The organism is Pseudomonas cremoricolorata, from assembly GCF_000759535.1.
GTDB lineage: Bacteria > Pseudomonadota > Gammaproteobacteria > Pseudomonadales > Pseudomonadaceae > Aquipseudomonas > Aquipseudomonas cremoricolorata_A.
The window spans coordinates 925,973-946,579 of the sequence record NZ_CP009455.1 but is presented as its reverse complement, the minus strand read 5'-3'; the positions used below and the strand labels follow the sequence as shown (position 1 = coordinate 946,579).

Genomic DNA, 20,607 nt, shown 5'->3' with positions numbered 1-20,607 from the left:
CCAGAAGCGTAATGCTGTTCATCCAGCGGGTTGGGCTGCGAAGCAGTCCCAAACCATGAACAGCAATACCGCCACAGGCGGGGTTGAGGCACGAGCGTGGCAGCTCGTAAAAAAGTTGCCGGCGGACTGTCCGATCAGGCCGGGCAGCCCGCTGGCAGGGTTACAGCAGCAGCGTGCGGATATCGGCCAGCACGTCGCCAAGGCGCTTGGTGAAGCGTGCAGCGGCGGCGCCGTTGATCACCCGGTGATCGTAGGACAGCGACAGCGGCAGCATCAGCTTGGGCTGGAAGGCCTTGCCGTCCCACACCGGTTGCATGGTCGCCTTGGAAACACCGAGGATCGCCACTTCCGGCGCGTTGACGATCGGCGTGAAGCCGGTGCCGCCAATGTGGCCCAGGCTGGAGATGGTGAAGCAGGCACCCTGCATGTCATCGGCCGAGAGCTTCTTGGTACGGGCTTTTTCAGCCAGTGCTGCGGCTTCGGCTGCCAGTTGCAGCAGGCTCTTCTGGTCGACGTTCTTGATCACCGGTACCAGCAGGCCATCCGGGGTGTCCACGGCGAAGCCGATGTTCACGTACTTCTTGCGGATGATGGCCTTGCCGCTCGGTGCCAGCGAGCTGTTGAAGTCAGGCATTTCCTTGAGCAGGAAGGCGCTGGCCTTGAGCAGCAGTGGCAGCACGGTGAGCTTGACGCCGGCTTTCTCGGCGACGGCTTTCTGCGCGACGCGGAAGGCTTCCAGCTCGGTGATGTCGGCCGAGTCGAACTGGGTGACGTGCGGCACGTTCAGCCAGCTGCGGTGCAGGTTGGCGGCGCCGACCTGCATCAGGCGGGTGAGGGCGACTTCTTCGACTTCACCGAACTTGCTGAAGTCGACGGTCGGAATCGGCGGGATGCCGGCGCCACCGGTCGCACCGGCTGCTGCCGGCGCTTCCTTGGCCTTCTGCATCATGGCCTTGACGTAGGCCTGCACGTCTTCCTTGAGGATGCGACCGTGCGGACCGCTGGCGCTGACCGCACCCAGGTCGACCCCGAATTCACGGGCCAACTGACGCACCGCAGGGCCGGCGTGGACCTTGGCGTTGCTGCCGGCCGCAGGGGCGGTCGCAGCCGGTGTCTCGACCGCCGCTGCCGGCTTGGCAGCCTCTTGCTTCGGCGCAGCTGCAGGCTCGGCCTTGGCCGGTGCTTCAGCTTTGCTTGGGGCAGGAGCCGGCGCAGCGCCAGCGACTTCCAGTTTGAGAATCAGGTCACCGGTGCCGACTTCGTCGTCGAGCTTGGCGATCACTTCCTTGACCACGCCAGCGGCGGGCGAAGGGATTTCCATGGAGGCCTTGTCGGACTCCAGGGTGATCAGCGACTGGTCGGCTTCGACGGTGTCGCCGGCCTTGACCAGCACTTCGATGATCTTGGCCTTGCCCGACGAGCCGATGTCCGGCACGTGGATGTCCTGCACGCTGGCGGCCGCAGGTGCGGCAGCCGGCGCAGCAGCTTCCTGCTCGGCCGGTTTTTCGGCAGCAGCAGGGGCAGCAGCAGGTTTTTCCTCGGCGGCGGGTGCTTCGGACGCCGCAGCGCCCTCGGCTTCCAGCACCAGCAGTTCGTCGCCTTCTTTCAGGCGGTCGCCCAGCTTGACCTTCAGTTCCTTGACGACACCGGCCTTGGGCGCCGGAATCTCCATGGAGGCCTTGTCGGACTCCAGGGTCAGCAGGCTCTGGTCGGCCTCGATGCGGTCGCCGACCTTGACGAACAGCTCGATGATTTCACCTTCACCGCTGCCGATGTCAGGTACGCGAATGAGTTCGCTCACTTAAAAATACTCCTCAGCAGTCCAGTGGGTTGCGCTTGTCCGGGTCGATGCCGAACTTGGCGATGGCATCGGCCACCACTTTCGGTTCGATCTCGCCACGGTCAGCCAGGGCTTCCAGGGCAGCCAGTACCACGAAGTGACGGTCGACTTCGAAGAAGTGACGCAGCTTCCTGCGGCTGTCGCTGCGACCGAAGCCATCGGTACCCAGGACCTTGAACTCTTTGCTCGGCACCCACTGACGGATCTGCTCGGCAAAAATCTTCATGTAGTCGGTGGACGCCACCACCGGGCCTTTGCGGCCGCTCAGGCACTGCTCGACGTAGGTCTGCTGTGGCTTCTGGCCAGGCTTGAGGCGGTTGGCGCGTTCAACGGCCAGACCATCGCGACGCAGCTCGTTGAAGCTGGTGACGCTCCACACGTCGGCGCCGACGTTGTACTCGTCACGCAGGATCTTCGCTGCTTCGCGGACTTCACGCAGGATGGTGCCCGAGCCCATCAGCTGGACGTGGTGCGCCGCATCGCGGGTGTCTTCCTCGAGCAGGTACATGCCCTTGACGATGCCTTCCTCGGCACCGGCCGGCATTGCAGGCTGCTGGTACGACTCGTTCATCACGGTGATGTAGTAGAAGATGTCCTGTTGCTCTTCGGTCATCTTCTTCATGCCGTCCTGAATGATCACCGCCAGCTCATAACCGTAGGTCGGATCGTAGGTGCGGCAGTTCGGGATGGTCCCGGCCAGCAGGTGGCTGTGACCGTCTTCGTGCTGCAGGCCTTCACCGTTGAGGGTGGTCCGCCCGGCGGTGCCGCCGATCAGGAAACCACGGGTACGGCTGTCGCCAGCGGCCCAGGCCAGGTCACCGATACGCTGGAAGCCGAACATCGAGTAGAAGATGTAGAACGGCAGCATCGGCTGGTTGTGGTTCGAGTACGAAGTACCGGCAGCGATGAACGACGACATGGCGCCGGCTTCGTTGATGCCCTCTTCGAGAATCTGGCCTTTCTTGTCTTCGCGGTAGAACATCACCTGGTCTTTGTCGACAGGCTCGTAGAGCTGACCGACCGACGAGTAGATGCCCAACTGGCGGAACATGCCTTCCATACCGAAGGTACGGGCTTCGTCCGGGATGATCGGAACGATGCGTGGGCCGATCTCCTTGTCCTTGACCAGCTGCGCGAGGATGCGCACGAAGGCCATGGTGGTGGAGATTTCACGGTCGCCCGAGCCATCGAGGATGGCCTTGAGGGTGTCGAGCGAAGGCGTCGGCACACTGAAGCTCTTGGCGCGGCGCTGAGGCACGCAGCCGCCCAGGGCTTCGCGGCGCTTGGCCAGGTACTTGGCTTCGGCGCTGTCAGGCTCGGGCTTGAAGAACGGCAGGTTCTCCAGCTCGTCGTCCTTGACCGGAATGTCGAAGCGGTCGCGGAAGTGACGCAGGCTGTCGACGTCGACCTTCTTGGTGTTGTGCGCGGTGTTCTTGGCTTCGCCGGCACCGGTGCCATAACCCTTGATGGTCTTGGCCAGGATGACGGTCGGCTGTTCCTTGTGGTTCACCGCCTGATGGTAGGCCGCGTAGACCTTGTACGGGTCGTGGCCACCACGGTTGAGCTTCCAGATCTCGTCGTCGGACAGGTGCTCGACCATGGCCTTGAGTTCCGGGGTGTTGAAGAAGTGCTCGCGGACGTACGCACCGTCCTTGGCCTTGTAGTTCTGGTACTCGCCGTCGATGACTTCGTCCATGCGACGTTGCAGGATACCGTCGGTGTCCTTGGCCAGCAGTGGGTCCCAGAAACGGCCCCAGACCACTTTGTTGACGTTCCAGCCACCGCCACGGAACACGCCTTCGAGTTCCTGGATGATCTTGCCGTTGCCGCGCACCGGGCCGTCGAGGCGCTGCAGGTTGCAGTTGATGACGAAGATCAGGTTGTCGAGCTTCTCGCGGCCGGCCAGGGAGATCGCACCCAGCGATTCCGGCTCGTCGCACTCGCCGTCGCCCATGAAGCACCAGACTTTCTGCTTGCCGGCCGGGATGTAGCCGCGCGCTTCCAGGTACTTCATGAAACGTGCCTGGTAGATCGCCTGGATCGGGCCCAGACCCATGGAGACGGTCGGGAACTGCCAGAAGTCAGGCATCAGCCACGGGTGCGGGTACGAGGACAGGCCGTTGCCGTCGACTTCCTGGCGGAAGTTGTTCATCTGATCTTCGCTGATGCGACCTTCCATGAAGGCGCGGGCATAGATGCCGGGCGACGCGTGGCCTTGGTAGAAGATCAGGTCGCCGCCGTGTTCTTCGGTAGGGGCCTGGAAGAAGTAGTTGAAGCCGATGTCGTACAGCGTGGCACTGGAGGCGAAGCTGGAGATGTGGCCGCCCAGGTCCGAGTCTTTCAGGTTGGTGCGCACCACCATGGCCAGAGCATTCCAACGCACCAGCGAGCGAATGCGGCGTTCCATGAACAGGTCGCCAGGCATGCGTGCTTCGTGGGTGACAGGGATGGTGTTGCGGTATGGCGTGGTGATCGCGTACGGCAGCTGAGAGCCACTGCGGGTGGCCAGCTCGCCCATGCGGGTCATCAGGTAATGAGCGCGGTCTTCGCCTTCTTTGTCGAGGACCGACTCCAGGGCATCCAGCCATTCCTGGGTTTCGATTGGATCGAGGTCTTGCATGGCTTGCTCCAGGGCGGAAAGGCAACCAGAATCGGAAGCCTGAGTTTGCGACTGGCCTTATGGGCAGACGTCGTGAATTCTTGGATTGCCGTAGTGTCTTTCGGCGGCGTGTAGTTTTACTACAAATGCTTTCGGATTTCATGCTTTTGCAGAGAAGGGGTAGTAGTAAAACTACAGAGAAGCGATGTTCGATCGCACCTTCGCTTGTGGGAAAAATCGTTCCCGTACCCAAAAAATTACTTTCAAGGGGACGGTTTTTGAATTTTCCTGCCTTGATTTTTGCCTTTTAAGCTATTTACAACTTTTGTATACAATTTTGCCCGGCTGCCTTTTTCCTTGGCCGGACGCTCACCCTTCCCAAATGCCGATCTAGGATAGACCATGCGCCAGCCTTTGCCGCTCGATCTGCCTGTCATCCTCCGACCGCTGGTCGTGCGTAATCAACAGTTCCTCGAAGAAGCCACCGCCGTCCATCCCGGGCTCGACCTGCAACGCTTGAGCGCCGAGCAGCGCCGGCAATTCGATCAGGTTGCCGCGGCCAGCGATTTCGTCATGCAACAGACCCAGCGCGAGCCGGGCATGCTTCTGGAGCTGCTCGAAAGCGGCACGCTGGCGCGGGCCTATGCCGCCGGTGAGCTGCGCGCGCGCATCACCGCCATAGCCCAGGCGGCGCAGAGTGAGGATGATCTGGCGCGCAGCCTGCGCCGCGAGCGCAACCGTCAGCAAGTGCGGATCATCTGGCGCGACATCACCCGCCAGGCGGCGCTCGGGGAAACCTGCCGCGACCTCTCCGACCTGGCCGACGCCTGTATCGACCAGGCCTATCAGTGGCTGTACCCGCGCCATTGCCAGCAGTTCGGCACCCCGGTCGGTCGGCGCAGCGGCCTGGCCCAGCACATGGTGGTGCTGGGCATGGGCAAGCTCGGCGCCGGGGAGCTGAACCTGTCGTCGGACATCGACCTGATCTTCGCCTTCCCGGAAGGCGGCGAAACCGAAGGGGTCAAGCGCCCGCTGGACAACCAGGAGTTCTTCACCCGCCTAGGCCAGCGGCTGATCAAGGCGCTGGACCCGGTGACCGTCGATGGCTTCGTGTTCCGCGTCGACATGCGCCTGCGCCCGTATGGCTCGTCCGGCGCCCTGGTGCTGAGCTTCAATGCCCTCGAACAGTATTACCAGGACCAAGGCCGCGACTGGGAACGCTACGCCATGATCAAGGCCCGCGTCGTGGCTGGCGATCAAGCTGCCGGTGCGCAGTTGCAAGAGATGCTGCGACCCTTCGTGTACCGGCGTTACCTGGACTTTTCGGCCATTGAAGCGCTGCGCACCATGAAGCAGCTGATTCAGCAGGAAGTGCGGCGCAAGGGCATGGCCGACAACATCAAGCTCGGTGCCGGTGGCATCCGCGAGGTGGAATTCATCGCCCAGGCCTTCCAGCTGATTCACGGTGGGCGCGACCTCAGCCTGCAACAGCGGCCGTTGCTCAAGGTGCTGGCGACCCTCGAAGGCCAGGGCTATCTGCCGGGCGCTGTGGTTGCCGAGCTGCGCGACGGCTACGAATTTCTGCGTTACACCGAACACGCCATCCAGGCCATCGCCGACCGCCAGACGCAGATGCTGCCGGACGACGAGCAGGACCGTGAGCGCGTCGCCTATATGCTTGGCTTCGCCGACTGGGCGCAGTTCCACAGCCAGCTGATGCACTGGCGTGGGCGCATCGACTGGCACTTCCGCCAGGTGATCGCCGACCCCGACGAAGACGAGGCCGAAGGTGAACTGGTAGTCGGCGGCGAATGGTCGCCGCTGTGGGAACAGGCCCAGGATGAAGAGGCGGCTTGCCGTCAGTTGCAGGAAGCCGGCCTGCGGCAGCCAGCCGAGGCGCTGCGCCGGCTCACCGGGTTGCGTACCAGCCCGTCGCTGCGTTCGATGCAGCGTATTGGCCGTGAACGCCTGGATGCCTTCATTCCGCGGCTGCTGGCCCAGGCGGTGGAGCACGACAACCCAGACCTGGTACTGGAACGGGTACTGCCGCTGGTCGAAGCCGTCGCCCGGCGCTCGGCCTACCTGGTGCTGCTGACGGAAAACCCCGGCGCACTGCGTCGCCTGCTGACGCTGTGCGCGGCCAGCCCGTGGATCGCCGAGCAGATCACCCGCTTCCCGTTGCTGCTCGATGAGCTGCTCAACGAAGGTCGGCTGTTCAGCCCGCCGCTGGCGCCGGAGCTGGCCAGCGAGCTGCGCGAGCGGCTGATGCGCATTCCCGAAGATGATCTGGAACAGCAGATGGAGGCGCTGCGCCATTTCAAACTGGCCCACAGCCTGCGCGTGGCGGCCTCGGAAATCACCGGAAACCTGCCGCTGATGAAGGTCAGCGACTATCTGACCTGGCTGGCCGAGGCGATTCTCGACCAGGTGCTGGCCCTGGCCTGGCGCCAGACCGTCGCTCGCCACGGCCAGCCGATGGGCAATGACGGCGCGCTGTGTGACCCAGGCTTCATCATCGTCGGCTATGGCAAGGTCGGCGGCATCGAGCTGGGGCACGGCTCTGACCTGGACCTGGTGTTCATCCATGACGGTGACCCGAACGCCGAAACCGACGGTGCCAAGCCCATCGACAGCGCGCAGTTCTTCACCCGTCTGGGCCAGCGCATCATTCACCTGCTGACCACCCAGACCAACTCCGGGCAACTCTACGACGTCGACATGCGTCTGCGGCCCTCGGGCGCCTCGGGCCTGCTGGTCAGTTCGCTGGGCGCCTTCGAGCGCTACCAGCAGAACGAAGCCTGGACCTGGGAGCATCAGGCGCTGGTGCGGGCGCGGGTGCTGGTGGGTTGCCCGCAGGTGGGCAAGGCATTCGAGGCGGTGCGTGCCAAGGTGCTGGGCAAGGCGCGCGACCTCGACACCCTGCGCAGCGAGGTCAGCGACATGCGCGCCAAGATGCGCGCCAGCCTAGGCAGCAAAATCAGCGCTGCCGGCACGGCGGCCAATGCCTTCGACGCCGGGGTGCCGTTCGACCTCAAGCAGGATGCCGGCGGCATCGTCGACATCGAGTTCATGGTGCAGTACGCCGCCCTGGCGTGGTCCCACGATCACCCCGAGCTGCTGCGCTGGACCGATAACATCCGCCTTCTCGAAGAGCTGCAGCAGGCCGGGCTGCTGCCGGCGGCCGACGCTGAGCTGCTGCGCGAGGTGTACAAGGCCTTCCGCTCGGCTTCGCACCGCCAGGCCCTGCAAAAGCAGGCCGGGGTCATCGACGCCAGCCAGTTCATCGACGAGCGTCGGCAGGTGCAGCGAATCTGGGCGCAGTTGGGCTTGTAGGCCAGCAGGCCGGGTCGATCCAGCGGGCTCACAGCATGGATCGGCCGGGTCGAAGCGTGGGGAATCGCCTCCCGGGGTGTGGGTGGTACACTGTGCGCCATTGAGCCTGACTATAAAGAGGGGCGGCCGTGCCGGACTCGGTTATGACCTGCACCGAGCCTTCCCGCGCGTTTGTGGACTAAGCATGAGAATACTGATCATTGGCCCGAGCTGGGTCGGCGACATGGTGATGGCCCAGACACTGTTCCAGTGTCTGAAGCAGCGACATCCCGACTGCGTCATCGACGTGCTGGCCCCCGATTGGAGCCGGCCGATCCTCGAGCGCATGCCCGAAGTGCGCCAGGCCTTGAGCTTCCCGCTCGGCCACGGTGCGCTTGAGCTCGGCACGCGCCGGGGCATCGGCAAATCCCTGGCCGGTCAGTACGACCAGGCCATCCTGCTGCCCAACTCGATGAAGTCGGCGCTGGTGCCGTTCTTCGCGGGTATTGGCCAGCGCACCGGCTGGCGCGGCGAAATGCGCTGGGGTCTGCTCAACGACGTGCGCAAGCTCGACAAAGCCCGCTACCCGCTGATGATCGAACGCTTCATGGCGCTGGCCTACGAGCCGGGCGCCGAGCTGCCGCAGCCTTACCCACGCCCCGAACTGCGTATCGAAACTGCCAGCCGTGAGGCCGCCCTGGCCAAGTTCGGCCTGAGCCTCGACCGCCCGGTGCTGGCGCTGTGTCCGGGGGCCGAGTTCGGTGAGGCCAAGCGCTGGCCGGCCGAGCACTACGCCGAGGTGGCCGATGCGTTGGTGCGTCAGGGCTGGCAGGTGTGGCTGTTCGGCTCGAAGAACGACCACCCGGTGGGCGAGTCGATTCGCGCGCGGCTGATTCCGGGTCTGCGTGAAGAGTCGGTCAATCTGGCTGGCGAAACCTCCCTGGCCGAGGCCATCGACCTGATGTCCTGCGCAGCCGCGGTGGTTTCCAACGATTCCGGACTGATGCACGTGGCCGCCGCCCTCAACCGCCCGCTGGTGGCGGTATACGGCTCGACCTCGCCGGGCTTCACGCCGCCGCTGGCCGAGCAGGTCGAGGTGGTGCGCCTGGGCCTGGAATGCAGCCCGTGCTTCGACCGCACCTGCCGCTTCGGCCACTACAACTGTTTGCGCCTGCTCGAGCCACAGGCGGTGATCGCGGCCCTGCAACGCCTCGACGGCGGCCAACTGATCGATGTTTTGGCCGAGGTCGACTAAGTGCGGGTACTGATCATCAAGACCTCATCGCTTGGCGATGTGATCCACACCCTGCCGGCGCTCACCGATGCCGCCAAGGCCTTGCCCGGCATCCGCTTCGACTGGGTGGTGGAGGAGGGCTTCGCCGAGATTCCGGCCTGGCACCCGGCGGTCGACCAGGTCATCCCAGTGGCCATCCGCCGCTGGCGCAAGAACGTCTGGCAAACCCTCAAGAACGGCGAGTGGAAAGCTTTCAAGCAGCGTCTGCGCGCCCACCGCTACGACTTGGTGATCGACGCCCAGGGCCTGCTCAAATCCGCCTGGCTGACCCGGCTGGTCAAGGCCCCGGTGGCCGGGCTCGACCGTTACTCGGCCCGCGAAGGGCTGTCGAGCCGCTTCTATGATCGGCGCCTGTCGGTTGCCGTCGGCCAGCATGCCGTGGAGCGGGTGCGGCAGTTGTTCGCCCTGGCCCTGGCCTACGACCTGCCGGAAGGGCTGGGCGACTACGGCCTGGATCGGGCGCGCCTGCAACTGCCGCCCACCGCCCCCTACGTGGTGTTCCTGCATGGCACCACCTGGGCCACCAAGCACTGGCCCGAAGCCTATTGGCGAGAGCTGGCCGAGCGCATGGGGCCGCGCAAGCTGCAGGTCTGCCTGCCGTGGGGCAACGCCGAGGAAAAGGCCCGCGCCGAGCGCATCGCCGCGGGCCTCGCGCACTGCCAGGTGCTGCCGCGCCTGAACCTGGTGGGTGTGGCCCGGGTATTGGCAGCGGCCAAGGCCTGCATCGCCGTGGACACCGGTCTTGGCCACCTGGCGGCGGCACTGGATGTGCCGACCATCTCGTTGTTCGGCCCGACCAATCCGGGCCTGACCGGCGCCTACGGGCGTAGCCAGGTGCACCAGGGCAGTGATTTTCCCTGTGCGCCGTGCCTGCAGAAGAAATGCACTTACCAACCGAGCGCCGAGGACCTGCGCCGGTTCGATCTCAAACGCGAGTGGCCGCTGTGCTTCACTCGCCTGAATCCCGAGCATGTGGCGAGCCGCCTGAGCGCGCTGCTGCTGGCTGAGGATGTCCGTTGATGCAATTGGCTTTCGTGCTCTACAAGTATTTCCCCTTTGGCGGCCTGCAACGCGACTTCATGCGCATTGCCCTGGAGTGCCAGCGCCGTGGGCATCGGATTCGTGTGTACACGCTGATCTGGGAAGGCGATATTCCGCCGGGCTTCGAGGTGCAGGTCGCGCCGGTCAAGGCGCTGTTCAACCACCGCCGCAATGAAAAACTCAGCGCCTGGATGGAGGCTGATCTGGCCAAGCGCCCGGTCGACCGCCTGATCGGCTTCAACAAGATGCCGGGCCTTGATGTCTACTACGCCGCTGACGGCTGCTTCGAAGACAAGGCGCAGACCCTGCGCGGCAACCTGTACCGGCGCTGGGGCCGCTACCGGCATTTTGCCGAGTACGAGCGAGCGGTTTTCGCCGAGGATTCGGCCACGCAGATCCTGATGATTTCCGAGGTCCAGCAACCGCTGTTCGTCAAGCATTACAACACCCCCGCCGAACGCTTCCACCTGCTGCCGCCGGGGATTTCCCACGACCGCCGTGCGCCAGACAACGCCGCTGAGATTCGCGCGGCGTTTCGTCAGGAATTCGCCCTGGGCGATGACCAACTGCTGCTGGTGCAGATCGGCTCGGGCTTCAAGACCAAGGGCCTGGACCGCAGCCTCAAGGCCCTTGCGGCATTGCCGGCCGAGCTGCGCAAACGCACCCGGCTGATGGTCATCGGCCAGGACGACCCCAAGGTGTTCCAGTTGCAAAGCGCGACCCTGGGCCTGGGCGAGCAGGTGCAGTTCCTCAAGGGGCGCAGCGATATTCCGCGCTTTCTGCTCGGCGCCGACCTGCTGATTCATCCGGCCTACAACGAGAACACCGGCACCGTGCTGCTCGAAGCGCTGGTGGCCGGTTTGCCGGTGCTGGTGTCGCGGGTGTGCGGCTACGCCCACTACATCGAAGAGGCCGCTGCCGGCCGAGTGCTCGATGAGCCATTCGCCCAGGAGCAGCTCAATGGCTACCTGCAAGACATGCTCGAACGCCCCGAAGCGCGCGCCGAATGGACGCGCAATGGCCTGGCCTTCGCAGACAGCGCCGACCTCTACAGCATGCCGCAGCATGCCGCCGACGTGATCCTCGGCCAGGAGCGCCCATGAAGCTGATACTGGCCGAGCCGTTCAAGCGCCTGTGGGCCGGGCGCGACCCGTTCGACGCCGTCGAAGCACTCGACGGTGAGGTGTACCGCGAACTCGAAGGCCGGCGCACGCTGCGCACCGAAGTGGCTGGCGACGGTTACTTCGTGAAGATTCACCGCGGCATCGGCTGGGGGGAGATCTTCAAGAACCTGTTCAGCGCCAAGCTGCCGGTACTCGGTGCCGGTCAGGAATGGCGTGCTCTGGAGCGCCTGCACCAGGCCGGCGTGCCGACCATGACTGCGGTCGCTTTCGGCGAGCGTGGCAGCAACCCGGCCACCCAGCACTCGTTCATCGTCACCGAAGAACTGGCACCGACCATCAGCCTGGAAGACTTCAGCCTCGACTGGCAGCGACAGCCGCCGGCGCCGGGCTTGAAGCACGCGCTGATCGCCGAGGTGGCGAAGATGACCGGCACCATGCACCGCGCTGGGGTCAATCACCGCGATTGCTACATCTGCCACTTCCTGCTGCACACCGACCGGCCAATAGTGCCGGGGCAACTGAAACTGTCGCTGATCGACCTGCACCGCGCGCAAACCCGCGCCCGCATCAGCCGCCGCTGGCGCGACAAGGACCTCGCCGCGCTGTATTTCTCGGCGTTGGACATCGGCCTGACCCGACGCGACAAGCTGCGTTTCCTGCGCGGCTATTTCCAGCGCCCGTTGCGCGAAGTGCTGCGTGATGAAGCGGCGTTGCTGGCGTTCCTCGAGCGCAAGGCGCAAAAACTCTATGCGCGTAAACAGCGCTATGGGGATGCACTCTGATGGCCGGTTGGACATTGGCGGCGGATTACGCGCGCCTTGCAGCAGACTTCGGCAGCCTCGATGCGGTGTTCGCCCTGCAAGGCGAACGCCTGACCCGTGACCCGCTCAGTGAAGTGGTGCGCATCGAGCGTGAAGGCGTCAATTACTACGTCAAACGCTACACCGGCGCTGGCAAGGGCCTGCGTCGTTACCTGGGGCGTCCGCGCATCAAGGCCGAGTGGCAGAACCTCAAGCAGTTCGCCAAGTGGGGCATCCCCACTGCCGAGGTGGTGGCCTGGGGCCTGGAACGCAACGGTCTGGGCTTTGGCCGTGGCGCGATGATCACCCGTGAGCTGCCGCGCACCGAAGACCTCTCGGTGCTGGCCGAGCGCAACGATGCGCGCCTGGCCGACCGCGCCTGGGTCGACCACCTCAGCCGGCAACTGGCCCGGCACACGCGGGTGATGCACGACCATCACTTCACCCACAATGACCTGAAGTGGCGCAACCTGCTGGTCGACGACCAGGCCACGGTGTATTTCATCGACTGTCCGACCGGGGACTTCTGGCGCGGCTTCATGCTCCGTCACCGGGTCATCAAGGACCTGGCCTGCCTGGACAAGGTGGCCAAGTATCACCTGTCGGCAACCCAGCGCCTGCGCTTCTACCTGCAATACCGCGGCCACCAGCGCCTCAACGCCCACGATAAACAGCGGGTGCGCCAGGTGCTGGGCTTTTTCGAGGGACGGGAATGACCGATTACCTGGCCAGCAGTGACCTTGCCCTGTTGCAGCGTCATGGCCTGAATGATTTCGAGGCGCTGTGGGCCTTGCAGCTCGATGCCGTCGACGAACCCAACACCGGCCGCGGCGGCTGGAGCAGCGTCTATCGCCTGGAGCTCGAAGGCAAGGGCTACTACCTCAAGCGCCAGCGCGATTATTTCACCCGCACGCTGCACGCGCCGTTCGGCGAGCCCACCTTCGCCCGCGAGTTTCGCAACATCAGCCGCTACCAGAAGCTGGCGATTCCGGCGCTGCAAGCGGTGTTCTTCGGCCAGCGCAAGGGCAAGGACGGGCACCGTGCCATTCTGCTGACCCGCGCCCTGGACGACTGGCAAGACCTCGACAGCCTGCTCGGCCAGTGGCTACAACTGCCCGCCGAACGCCGCGCCGGCATCCTGCGCGCCTGTGGCGAACTGGCGCGCACCCTGCACGCTGCCGGTCAGGTGCATGGCTGCTTCTACCCCAAGCATATTTTCCTGCGTGAGCGCCGCGATGGCTGGCTGGCGCAGTTGATCGACCTGGAAAAGACCCGGCCCTTGCTGCTCGGCCAGCGCGACCGCCTCAAGGACCTGGAGCCGCTGTTGCGCCGCGCCAGGGTCTGGAGCGAGGGAGACGTGCGCAGCCTGCTTGGCGCCTACCTGGCCCAGCCTGCCGACAGCGCCCTGGTCGGCGACTGGCTGCAACGTCTGACCCGCCGCCGCCACGACAAAGAGGCCCGTTGATGCGTTTGTCCGAACTGACCCAGGCCGGGCGCAGCCCGAGCCTGCCCTTGAGTGTTCGCCTGGAAGATGCCGCCGGGCCCAGCGACTTGCGCCTGCATCGCCTGTTGCGTGTACTGCCTGGCCAGCGTTATGTCGGCGCCGCCACCTGGCGCGACACGCCAGTGCTGGCCAAGCTGCTGGTCGGCAGCAACGCGGCGCGGCACTTCCAGCGCGAGCTTGAAGGTGCACGCCTGTTGGCCGCGCAAGGGCTGAAGACGCCAACGCTGCTGGCCGATGGCCTGGTCGACCATGAAGGCGGCTGGCTGCTGTTCGAGTTTCTCGACGATGCGCAAAGCCTGGGCCAGGCCTGGCAAGACGTGCAGCACCTGACGCCGCTGGCCGACGCGCAGCAGCAGGTGTTGGGTGAAGCCCTGGCTGCGGTGGCGAAGATGCACGCGGTGGGGCTGTGGCAGGACGACCTGCACCTGGACAACCTGCTGCGCCAGGGTGGCGAGCTGTACCTGATCGACGGTGGCGGGGTCAAAGCCGAAACCCCCGGCCAGCCGTTGTCGCGTCAGCGCGTGCTGGAAAACCTCGGGGTGTTGTTCGCCCAGTTGCCCAAGCGCCTCGAACCCTTTCTCGAAGAGCTGTTGGTGCACTACCTGCTGAGCAATGCCGAGCATGCCCTGCCGCTCGAAGCGCTGCAAAAGCAGATCGACAAGGTGCGCACTTGGCGGCTCAAGGACTACCTGGACAAGGCCGGACGCGACTGCACGCTGTTCAGCGTCGAGCGTTCGCTGTCGGGTTTGCAGGCCATTCGCCGCAACGAGGCCGCTAACCTGGCCCCGGTGCTGGCGCAGGCCGACGCGCTGCTCGACCAGGGTCACCTGTACAAGACCGGTGGCGCCGCCAGCGTGGCGCGCATCGAAGTCGATGGTCGGCCATTGGTGCTCAAGCGCTACAACATCAAGAACACCGCGCACTGGTTCAAGCGCTTCTGGCGCCCGAGCCGGGCCTGGCATTCGTGGATCGAGGGGCATCGCCTGGAGTGCCTGGGCATTGCCACGCCCAAGCCTTTGGCGGTGCTCGAGCAGCGCGTGCTGGGCCTGCGCAGCCGCGCCTATTTGCTCACTGAATATGCCGAGGGTTCCGACCTCACCGCCAGCTTCGCACCCTACGTCGACAGCGGCGCAGCGCCAGACGAGCAGGTGCAGGCCCTGGTGCAGTTGATGCAGCAACTGATCGCCGCGCGCATCAGCCACGGCGACATGAAGGGGCACAACTTGTTCTGGCAGGACGGCCAGTGGTCACTGATCGACCTCGATGCCATGTGTCAGCACGCCACTCAGCTCAGCTTCGCCAGCGCCTATGGGCGTGACCGCGCCCGTCTGCTGCGTAACTGGCCGAGTGGCAGTGCCTTGCATCAGCGGCTCGACGCCGCGTTGCCGCGCCTCACTGCATAAGCCTGCGGCAGCGCCAGCCAGTCGCTGCTGCGACCAGGCTGGCGGACACGGACGCGCCACTGATCGTTGTGCCAGCGCAGGATCGCCCAGGCGGTCGCGCCCTGTGGCGATTGCCTGGGAATCAGCAGGTGGTAGTGATCATCGAGCAAGTGCTTGCGCAGCGGTAAGGCGTGTGCACCGGCGCGCAGGTACACCTGCTCATCGAGCTGAAACAGGCCGTCTGCCGACTGCGCCTGGCCCTCTGTCGGGACGGCGCTGAGCCGGCAGTGGTCGAACAGCGCTTGCAGGTCGGGCAGGCCGTCGAACCACAGCACCGGAGAATCCACGACCCATTCGCCATTCGCGCAGCGCATGACGGGCACCTTGATGTAGGCATCGGGCATGCGCGGATCGACCACCCGCCAGCGATAGCCGTCGAAGGCCACTTGATAATTGGTGCCCGAGGCATCTCTGATGAAGTACAGGCTCAGTCCTGGGTAGGGCGAGCGCTGTTCATAGATGCCCTCTTTGTGGATGCCATCGACCCGGTAGTGAAGGCGGTCGGTATTGACCCGCACCGCTGCCGATGTCGGCAGTTTGAGCGGTGGGGTTGGCGGGATCGCACGGATCGCTCGTCGAATCACCGTGGTGCCGCCGATGCTGTTGACTGCGTCGTTGGCATGGGTGAATGCCTCGACCAAGTGTTTCAGCACCCCTACCCGATCATCCTTGCCGAAGGCTTTCTCGGTGTCGATTACCGAGAGCAGGGCGCGGGCGACCGCCAACGCCGTGAGTCCCCGCGCTGGCAGTACCAGGCTCACCAGGTCAAGCAGGACCGAAAAGGCGTGCAGGCTGAACTCGCCCAACAGTTCCAGGCGGGTGTAGGTGCTCGCATCGACGGCTGCGATCAGTGCGTTGACCTCGGCGCGGTAACGGGCCTGCTGGAAGTCGCCGCTGATCACGGGACGCTGCGCGATGGCGCCCAGGCCGCCTTTGGTCAGCCAGCGTTCGACCTGATCGCGCTCGAGCATGGGCAGCCGATCCTGCACATACTCACGCAGGTGCGGTTTTTCGCGCAGGGTGCGCAGCAGGTGCCGGGCATTGCGAAACTCGCGCCATGCGCGGCGATCGGGCGCATCTGGGGTGTAGGCCAGCAGGCGCGTGCTGGTCGGCGCGTCTGGCGTGATCAGCATGACGTCGTGCAGCGTGTGCCCGGCGATCAGCAATTGGCGGACGCTGAGCTTCGGCGCGTCGAGTGACTCGCGCGTCTGGCTGTCTGGGTGATCGATGACCAGCGTGGCCCAGGCAAACCCGCGTTCGAACGGGTCTTCGAGAAAATGCCCGGCGTAGCGGGCCTTGACGACCTCGGCGCGCATCCGCGCGCAACTGATCGCCTCATAGTGCTCGCGGCGCCATTGCGCTTCCAGCGAAGTCAGCAAATGCTTGCGCAGGTAATGGCTATAGCTGTCACCCACATTCAAGGCGCGGACCATCTGCTTCACCTGACTGGGGCTGATGCCCGTCAGTGTGTTGTCGTCCTTGTCGTGAACCCGTGCCGTTAGCCAGTAGTCGATGTCGAGCAGGGAGATATTGAGCAGCGCCAGCTCATCGAGGCGATAGGTTTGTCTGACCAGCTCGATGGTATCGCCCACCTGTGGGCGGGCGGCCACTGGAATCCAGCCAGTGGTTACACCGGGATGGGTCACCGGGCCACGCTGGCGTGCCAGGGTTACGCTGACATAGACCGCCTGTGGATCGAGATCGAGCTGATGGCGCTGGCGCAGTTCACTGCGCAGACGGTCACAGGTCCAGGCCAGCAAGCTCTCGCGTTCTGCGAACTGGGCGAGGCTGAGAATTCCTGGCGCCGCTGCGCGATCGATGGCGATGACCAGCTCCTGCATGGTCTGCATGATGTGGGTCAGGCCTTGGGCTGAGGCATTTTTCAGCCAGGCGGGCGAGTTGCGCTCCAGCAGCAGCCCGTACCGGGTTTGCAACGCGCAGCGGCTGTCGAGCCAAGGCAGCAGGTCAGCGGTGCGTCGCAGTTGGTCTTGCAGGGCGGGCCAGTCCAGCGCGGGCTGTTCGGCAGCGGTGTTCCAGGCCTGTGTCAGGGCATGATACTGCGCGTCGATCACCGCCTGTGCCTGAGCGTGTATGAGGTCGTCGTTGAACCAGTCATAGCGCAGTCGCTCGGCATTGTGCGCTTTCTCGCGATCTGCGGGGCTGTCGAGCAGGTGCAGCAGAGGCCGGCTCTGCTGCGGGTCATCCAGACGCTCAAACAGTTCCAGGTGCAGTTCGGCCAAGTCATGGAAGGTTTCGATGCCGTGGGAAAGGCTGTACAGCAGCGCATATTCGCTGGGCTGGCCAGGGTCAGCCATGCTGCCCTCTGGCCCCCCTTCGACGATCACGAACGCACCGCGCAGCGGGCTGCGCCAATGGGGCGTGGTGATGTCCAGCAGCGGCCGATAGACCTGCGGGCGCTGCGCCGCTGGGGTCTGCTGGCGCTGCGCGGGCAGCGGGGAGGTCAAGCACGCGCGCAGCAGGTCGGCATGTCCGGAGCCGAGCGTGTGGTCGCCAATACGCAGGTCGATCTGCGCGAGCAACTGCTGGCGGAGGATCGAGCCGAGGCGCTGGCGGCGATTGCCGGTCCCGTCAGGGTCGGCCAGCCAGTAGTCAGTAAGGGCCGCGAAATAATTCTGGCGTGCGCGGGGCAGTGGCAGTGTGGGGTCCGGCTGGGGCGGTGCATCAAGCAGTTGGCTCAGTTGCAGGTCGAAGGCCTTGAATTGTTCCAGGCTCATGGCAGTGGCTCGGTGATGAGTGAGCCGCGAACGCTGGCGCCTGGACGGTAGGCCCAGGCGGTAGCCCATTACCACGTGCCGGGTAAAGCGCCGGCGCTGGCGTTGCGTTCGTCAGAGACTGGGGTGATGGGCCATGCGCCGGCGCCAGGCGCTGAGTTGCTGCTCAAGTTGCAGTGGGCTATCGAGCTGTTGGCGGCGCGCCTGGCTGAGCAGGATGAGCATCAGTTCAGCGGTGACCTGGGCATCGGCACTGGCGTGGTGACGCTCCTGCACGTGCAGGCCGAAACGGGTGATCCAGTCGTCCAGGCCAGCCTCGCGCAGCACGGTGTCGGGATTGAGCATCGGTGCCAGTTCGGCGACATCCAGGAACGGATGCTGCAAGCGATGGCCGAGGCTGTCCTTCAGGGCGCGGGCCAGCATGCGCTGGTCGAAGGGTGCGTGGAACGCCAGCAGTGGGCTGTCACCGATGAATTCGAGCAGATCCAGCAAAGCCTCGGCGGGGTCGCAGCCGGCGGCCAGGGCGCTGGGGCCCAGGCCATGGATCAACACGCTGGAGGTGGTCTTCTGCGCGGGCCGGTGCAGGGTCCGTTCAAACTGCTGGGCGAAGTCGATGGCGCCATCGTCGATCACCACTGCGCCGATCGACAGCACCTGGTCACGGTTGACGTTCAGGCCGCTGGTCTCTAGATCAAGCACCACCCAGCGCTGCTCGCGCAGGCTGCAGTCACGCCAGGGCGCGGGGACGGGCAACCGCGCCAGGCGTTGCTTGAGCGCGTCACTCAGGGTCGGCGCGGGGGCGCGCAGCCAGCTCAGCAGGCTCATAGTTGGTAACACAGCGCCAGGCTGCTTTGCAGGCGCTGGGCCTGACGCAGCGACTCGCGCAGGATGCGCCGGTCGAGCTGATTGAGGCTGTCGGGGTCGAGCCGGTTGCTGTAGGGCTGGTTATCGCGAGTCTGGCGCTGGTGCTGCTGCATGCGGGTCTGCTGAATGAAGTGATACGCCTCCTCGAAGGCGGCGGCGTCCAGCGCGTCGAGGACTTCGCGCCGGGCCAGTTGGCGCAGACGTTCGACAGTGTTATTGGCGGCGATGCCATGGGCCAGCGCCAGCAGGCGAGCGCCATCGACGAACGGCGTGAGCCCCTGCACCTTGAGGTCGAGGGTGGCGGCCTTGTCGTGGCCCTGGCGGGTCAGCACGAACTCGCGCAGACGCCCAACCGGCGGGCGCTGACGCAAGGCGTTCTCGGCCAGCATGCGCTGGAACAGGCGGTTGTCGGCGACCTGGGCGAGGATGCCCTGGCGCAGGTGTTCACAACCTTGTTCGTCGCCCCATACGGCGCGCAGGTCGAAATAGATGCTCGAACCGAGCAGGTTCTCCGGGCTGGCCTCGCGGATGAACCCGGCGAAGCGCAGCGCCCACTCGCTGCGCGACAGGCACAGCTGCGGGTTGCCAGCCATGATGTTGCCGCTGCACAGGGTGAAGCCGCACAGCGCCAGGCTGCGGTTGATGTGCTGCGCCAAGGGCAGCAGGCGCAGGCGGAGGGTCTGGGCTTCGCTGGCGCTGGCGGCTTCGAACAGAATGCCGTTGTCCTGGTCGGTGTGCAGGGTCTGCTCGCGTCTGCCTTCGCTGCCAAAGCACAGCCAGGTAAAGGGAACGCCGGGGTCGCCCAGCTCGGCCAGGGTCAGCTCGATGACCCGGCACACGGTGTGGTCGTTGAGCAAGGTGATGATCTGGGTGATCTGCGACGACGACGCGCCATGGGCCAACATTCTTTCCACCAGCTGGCCGATCTCACCGCGCAGCGACACCAGGGTTTCCAGGCGTGCGGCGTGACGGATGGTCCGTGCCAGGTGCACCAGATCGACCCGTTGCAGGGAAAACAGATCGCGCTCGGACACCACCCCGCACAGACGCTGCTCATCGACCAGGCAGACGTGGGCGATATGCCGCTCGGTCATCGCCATGGCGGCGTCGAAGGCGGTGGCCTGGGGGCTGAGGTAGAACGGCCGGGCGGTCATGTGGCGGGCGATCGGTGCGCTGAGGTCGGCGCTGGCATCGGCCACCACCTGGCGCAGGTCGCGCAAGGTGAAGATGCCGGTCGGGAAGCGCTGGGCGTCGACGATGACAATGCTGCCGACTTGCTGCTGGTGCATCAGCCCGACCGCCTCGCGCAGCGGCATGTCGGCGTCGCATACCACCGGATGCCGCATGGCCAGTTCGCCCAGCGGAGTGTTGAGCGAGTACTGATTGCCCAAGGTATGAACGGCGCGCTGACGCACCTGCTGGTTGACCTGGTCGAGCAGGCTGCTGACGCCGCGCAGGGCGAAGTCGCGGAACACCTCCGACAGCGAGAACACGCGGATGAACGCGGCTTTGTTGAGTTGCAGGCAGAAGGTGTCTTCGCCGGCCAGGTGCTCGGTGCGGGTGGCGCGTTCGCCAAGCAGTGCGGCCAGGGGGAAGCATTCACCGCTGGTGATTTCGAAGGTGGCGTGGGTATCGGCACCGGTGGCCGACTGCCGCTCGCCGACCACTCGGCCCTGCTTGACGATGAAAAAATGCGTGACCGGTCCGTCAGCAGGCTTGACGATGCTTTCACCGCTGGCATAAAAGCGCAGTTGGCACTGTTCCACCAGGTAGGCGAGATGACTCTGCTCCATCTGGTTGAACGGCGGGAAGCGTTGCAGAAACTGCAGCGTGCCCTGAATGTTCTGCAGCACGGCTGTTCTGCCAGCCTGATCGAAGGCGTCCTGTTTGCTCATCGCACTGACCGCATGCATGGCCCGCGCAGGTGGCGTGGGCCTCGTTGTTGTTTGGCCATGGTCGGCCGCCAGGCAGGTGCTGCCCATTGGACGTAAGTCTAGGAAGGGCTTGCGCAGGTTGGGGTGTCAAATTCCCGACGAAAGGCAGTAGGCACAAGAC

Annotated in this window: 13 protein-coding genes; 8 read left to right on the top strand and 5 right to left on the bottom strand. The window is 65.0% G+C overall.

Annotated elements, in window-relative coordinates; translation table 11 throughout:
• Positions 1 to 160 precede the first annotated feature (160 nt).
• Both aceF and aceE read right to left on the bottom strand, forming a co-directional pair.
• Entirely contained in the window at positions 161 to 1,801 is a 1,641-nt protein-coding gene (gene aceF, locus LK03_RS04000; RefSeq protein ID WP_038411179.1) for a dihydrolipoyllysine-residue acetyltransferase, read from the bottom strand.
• Positions 1,802 to 1,814: 13 nt separating this feature from the next.
• Positions 1,815 to 4,460 carry a pyruvate dehydrogenase (acetyl-transferring), homodimeric type gene (gene aceE / locus LK03_RS03995; protein ID WP_038411177.1) on the bottom strand — a complete coding sequence of 882 codons (2,646 nt, stop codon included), beginning with the start codon at positions 4,458 to 4,460 and terminating at the stop codon, positions 1,815 to 1,817.
• Positions 4,461 to 4,841: 381 nt separating this feature from the next.
• On the opposite strand from aceE, the gene glnE reads away from it, so the two are divergent.
• From glnE to LK03_RS03955, 8 genes are all read left to right on the top strand, one after another.
• Positions 4,842 to 7,772: a bifunctional [glutamate--ammonia ligase]-adenylyl-L-tyrosine phosphorylase/[glutamate--ammonia-ligase] adenylyltransferase gene (gene glnE, locus LK03_RS03990; RefSeq protein ID WP_038411176.1), complete on the top strand. Its 2,931-nt coding sequence runs from the start codon at positions 4,842 to 4,844 to the stop codon at positions 7,770 to 7,772.
• 184 nt (positions 7,773 to 7,956) lie between these two features.
• Positions 7,957 to 9,006: a lipopolysaccharide heptosyltransferase II gene (gene waaF / locus LK03_RS03985; protein ID WP_038411175.1), complete on the top strand. Its 1,050-nt coding sequence runs from the start codon at positions 7,957 to 7,959 to the stop codon at positions 9,004 to 9,006.
• The gene (gene waaC, locus LK03_RS03980) at positions 9,007 to 10,065 is read left to right on the top strand and encodes a lipopolysaccharide heptosyltransferase I (protein ID WP_038411174.1); all 1,059 of its coding nucleotides are present in this window, start codon (positions 9,007 to 9,009) and stop codon (positions 10,063 to 10,065) included. It abuts the gene before it with no gap.
• Positions 10,065 to 11,189 carry a glycosyltransferase family 4 protein gene (locus LK03_RS03975; RefSeq protein WP_038411173.1) on the top strand — a complete coding sequence of 375 codons (1,125 nt, stop codon included), beginning with the start codon at positions 10,065 to 10,067 and terminating at the stop codon, positions 11,187 to 11,189. Before waaC ends, LK03_RS03975 begins: the two co-directional genes overlap by 1 nt.
• Positions 11,186 to 11,992, top strand: a complete 807-nt coding sequence (gene rfaP / locus LK03_RS03970) for a lipopolysaccharide core heptose(I) kinase RfaP (protein ID WP_038411172.1) — start codon at positions 11,186 to 11,188, stop codon at positions 11,990 to 11,992. The genes LK03_RS03975 and rfaP overlap by 4 nt, the downstream gene beginning before the upstream one ends.
• Positions 11,992 to 12,726 (top strand): lipopolysaccharide kinase InaA family protein, encoded by a 735-nt coding sequence (locus LK03_RS03965; RefSeq protein ID WP_038411171.1) that lies wholly within the window; start codon positions 11,992 to 11,994, stop codon positions 12,724 to 12,726. Before rfaP ends, LK03_RS03965 begins: the two co-directional genes overlap by 1 nt.
• Entirely contained in the window at positions 12,723 to 13,475 is a 753-nt protein-coding gene (locus tag LK03_RS03960) for a lipopolysaccharide kinase InaA family protein (protein ID WP_038411170.1), read from the top strand. Before LK03_RS03965 ends, LK03_RS03960 begins: the two co-directional genes overlap by 4 nt.
• Positions 13,475 to 14,917 carry a lipopolysaccharide kinase InaA family protein gene (locus tag LK03_RS03955; protein ID WP_038411169.1) on the top strand — a complete coding sequence of 481 codons (1,443 nt, stop codon included), beginning with the start codon at positions 13,475 to 13,477 and terminating at the stop codon, positions 14,915 to 14,917. The genes LK03_RS03960 and LK03_RS03955 overlap by 1 nt, the downstream gene beginning before the upstream one ends.
• On the opposite strand, the gene LK03_RS03950 is transcribed toward LK03_RS03955, so the two are convergent.
• From LK03_RS03950 to LK03_RS03940, 3 genes are all read right to left on the bottom strand, one after another.
• The gene (locus LK03_RS03950; RefSeq protein WP_038411168.1) at positions 14,878 to 17,691 is read right to left on the bottom strand and encodes a dermonecrotic toxin domain-containing protein; all 2,814 of its coding nucleotides are present in this window, start codon (positions 17,689 to 17,691) and stop codon (positions 14,878 to 14,880) included. The genes LK03_RS03955 and LK03_RS03950 overlap by 40 nt on opposite strands.
• A 111-nt stretch (positions 17,692 to 17,802) precedes the next feature.
• Positions 17,803 to 18,513, bottom strand: a complete 711-nt coding sequence (locus LK03_RS03945) for a 3'-5' exonuclease (RefSeq protein WP_038411167.1) — start codon at positions 18,511 to 18,513, stop codon at positions 17,803 to 17,805.
• Positions 18,510 to 20,447 carry a putative nucleotidyltransferase substrate binding domain-containing protein gene (locus LK03_RS03940; RefSeq protein ID WP_038414597.1) on the bottom strand — a complete coding sequence of 646 codons (1,938 nt, stop codon included), beginning with the start codon at positions 20,445 to 20,447 and terminating at the stop codon, positions 18,510 to 18,512. Before LK03_RS03940 ends, LK03_RS03945 begins: the two co-directional genes overlap by 4 nt.
• Between the last annotated feature and the right edge of the window lie 160 nt (positions 20,448 to 20,607).

Excerpts from the sequence above, each read along its gene's own strand:
- aceE (WP_038411177.1), bottom strand. The coding sequence starts at position 4,460 with ATGCAAGACCTCGATCCAATCGAAACCCAGGAATGGCTGGATGCCCTG.
- glnE (WP_038411176.1), top strand. The coding sequence starts at position 4,842 with ATGCGCCAGCCTTTGCCGCTCGATCTGCCTGTCATCCTCCGACCGCTG.
- waaF (WP_038411175.1), top strand. The coding sequence starts at position 7,957 with ATGAGAATACTGATCATTGGCCCGAGCTGGGTCGGCGACATGGTGATG.
- LK03_RS03975 (WP_038411173.1), top strand. The coding sequence starts at position 10,065 with ATGCAATTGGCTTTCGTGCTCTACAAGTATTTCCCCTTTGGCGGCCTG.
- rfaP (WP_038411172.1), top strand. The coding sequence starts at position 11,186 with ATGAAGCTGATACTGGCCGAGCCGTTCAAGCGCCTGTGGGCCGGGCGC.
- LK03_RS03965 (WP_038411171.1), top strand. The coding sequence starts at position 11,992 with ATGGCCGGTTGGACATTGGCGGCGGATTACGCGCGCCTTGCAGCAGAC.
- LK03_RS03960 (WP_038411170.1), top strand. The coding sequence starts at position 12,723 with ATGACCGATTACCTGGCCAGCAGTGACCTTGCCCTGTTGCAGCGTCAT.
- LK03_RS03955 (WP_038411169.1), top strand. The coding sequence starts at position 13,475 with ATGCGTTTGTCCGAACTGACCCAGGCCGGGCGCAGCCCGAGCCTGCCC.
- LK03_RS03950 (WP_038411168.1), bottom strand. The coding sequence starts at position 17,691 with ATGAGCCTGGAACAATTCAAGGCCTTCGACCTGCAACTGAGCCAACTG.
- LK03_RS03945 (WP_038411167.1), bottom strand. The coding sequence starts at position 18,513 with ATGAGCCTGCTGAGCTGGCTGCGCGCCCCCGCGCCGACCCTGAGTGAC.
- LK03_RS03940 (WP_038414597.1), bottom strand. The coding sequence starts at position 20,447 with ATGAGCAAACAGGACGCCTTCGATCAGGCTGGCAGAACAGCCGTGCTG.